Annotated in this window: 3 protein-coding genes; 1 reads left to right on the top strand and 2 read right to left on the bottom strand. The window is 43.1% G+C overall.

The features are described from left to right. Positions 1-280: 280 nt before the first annotated feature. Entirely contained in the window at positions 281-1255 is a 975-nt protein-coding gene (locus KGY70_20865; GenBank protein ID MBS3777657.1) for an aminoglycoside phosphotransferase family protein, read from the bottom strand. A gap of 239 nt (positions 1256-1494) precedes the next feature. Here KGY70_20865 and KGY70_20860 point away from each other — a divergent pair, with 239 nt between their 5' ends. Further along, positions 1495-2070 (top strand): DUF996 domain-containing protein, encoded by a 576-nt coding sequence (locus tag KGY70_20860; GenBank protein ID MBS3777656.1) that lies wholly within the window; start codon positions 1495-1497, stop codon positions 2068-2070. Positions 2071-2243: 173 nt separating this feature from the next. Here KGY70_20860 and KGY70_20855 read toward each other — a convergent pair. Beyond that, positions 2244-2503: helix-turn-helix domain-containing protein (locus KGY70_20855; protein MBS3777655.1), on the bottom strand; the 260-nt coding region annotated here is incomplete at its 5' end.

Raw genomic sequence — 2503 nt, 5'->3', positions numbered from 1 at the left:
AAGGTTTTGATAATCTGGGGATACAATCAAATGACAAGGAATGACCACCAAATTAACAACTGAATTATCACCGAATGATCATCGAATTTACAGCTGAATGACCATTAGACCAATATAATAATCTGTGAATCTCGAGCCACGCCAGGGCATGACTCTATAGAATAACTCCTGTCAAACAATCAAACATTCAAACAATCAAACTTTCAAACTTTCAAACTTTCAAACTTTCAAACCATTCATCTTTATAATAAAACTTTTGTATACCAGATGAGCCAAAGATCTACAGGATTATATCTCCCGAGCGCTTAAACTGCTGCATAATTTCCAACGATTCCCTGGCATAGCGTTGGGCTCCCTGGGGATCATTCCTGCGGCTGCTCAGGGCGATGATGATGTATTTTTGGTGTTCATAAAGGAGATAGAACATTCTCCGGATGTTGGCATCGCCGGTATGGGTGTTGATTCTTTCGCCATAACCTTCCCAGAAAGGCGGACGGGTAACACCGCAATATTCGGCTATGGCCAGGTCCCATTCAATATCGCCCCAGCAGGCGCGGTCAAAGTCAATGAGACCGGTTACCTGTCCGCTTTCGTCTACCAGCAGGTTGGTCACCCACAGGTCGCCGTGGCAGAGGCGGGAAGTTCGGCAGTGGTCGAATATTTCCAGATTATCTTCGAGCAGCTGGTATGCCATATCATAGGTTTCGGTATCGTAAATCCCTTGCTGACGGATATCATCCAGCAATTTCCGGTACATGATGCGGAAAGCTTCCTTCCAGGTATCCTGCGGTTCCATTGGATGGTGGGAACCCACATAACCAAAACGATTTTCGGGTTCGGTGAGCGAGTGGATCTGCCTGACATATTCGCCCCATTGTTTAAATGCTTTGATAAACGCTTCGTTGGAAAGAGAAGCTTCACTCAGGGGCTTTCCCGGCAGATTGTTCATGATCAGATAATCCCTGTCAATAAGGGTCCGGCTGAAATCGTAAGCAATAATTCGAGGTACAGGAACGGTGGTCTCGTTAAGCAGACGTTCATGGATTTCAGGCTCCTGGCGCATCATTCTGTATTCGTAGAACAATTGCAGCAGCGAATCCGAAGGGGCTATCCGCATGATGTATTCGCCCTCCTTTTCATCCTGAATGTAGAAGGTCTCGGAAAACCTGCCGGCGCCGAATGGCTTAACTTCCGTTGGGTCAGTACTGCAATTGTTCCGAAACAGCTCACTTGCTTTTGCCTTGGATACACTCATACTACATTAGTTTTAAAGTATATAAAAATAGAAATGTTATAACAGGAACGAAAATTTCTGTGAAAAAATTGGAGGTAAGCAATTGCTATCATTTTAAGAAAGTAAGTCAAGACTTTCTTTCTGGCTTTTCTGTGAGGGCTTACAGTTATATTATTGAAAAACAAGACGCATTTATTGCATTGATTTAATATTATTGTTATCTTGCATACCAATTGGTTAACATTAAAAATAGACAGATTATGAAAAGACAAGCCATTACTTTAGGACGTGTGGGTATCTTATTACCCATTGCTGCACTTATCCCTGTAGTCGGGGCTCTGGCCGGTATAGCCACCCTGGTGCTGTTGGTGATATCTCATTATTATTTTTCCAAAGTATATGAGAAACCCGGTATTTTTAACAATGCACTGACCGGTACCATTGTACATGCAGGTGGTAACCTGATCGGGGTTATTATTATTGCCATTGCCGTTGGAGCAACGGCTGTTTCTTTATCCCTGCAGGATCCGGAGACATTTAATGTTTCCGAAATCACCAGCCTGATTTTTGGAAGCGGGGCCACGATTGCCGGAGCCATCATCATACTTGCGGCATCAATAGTCGGACTCTATTTTATTTTTAAAGCGCTGACAACTCTTGCAGAACAAACCGGCATTAAGCTATTTAAAACGGCAGGTTTGCTTTATTTCATCGGTGCAATTGCAATGGTCGCATTTTTTATAGGAACTCTGGTTATTTTTGCTGCATGGATCATTCATATCATAGCTTATTTTTCTATACAACCCGAAGGTGGGGTGGTAGAAGAAGCAGGCTAACTGTCGGTTCACCATTCAAAGATGGTAGGCTAACCATGTGTACAAGTATATTACCTTGATACTGGAATTGACGGGCAAGACCAAAGCAATGGCTTGCCCGTATTCTATATTATGGTTTAAATGCGGATTGAACTATGACCTCTGCTATGCCATTCGATATTTTTTTATATCCTTTATTTTTCCTTTTCATTCTGTTTTTCCTGGTTATACCGGTAATGAGCCATGGCAAAGCGCAGATCGCTATAGGTAAATTCATCGCCCAGCTTTGCCTTGATCTCACTTAATTTGGTCGTATTCAAATGTTCTGCTACATAAATGATCTTCTCCAGCTTATCCTGGTTTACAAATTGCTCCGCCGGCAAAGTTCCTTCTCTGACCCAGTGCGCCATGTGTCCTTCAATGGTGGAAACGGCCAGCGACCTTTCTGCTGCAA

Source organism: Bacteroidales bacterium, assembly GCA_018334875.1.
In the GTDB taxonomy this organism is placed as follows: domain Bacteria; phylum Bacteroidota; class Bacteroidia; order Bacteroidales; family UBA12077; genus JAGXLC01.
Note: the sequence above shows the minus strand (reverse complement) of the source record. Positions and strands in the feature narration are given on the sequence as shown.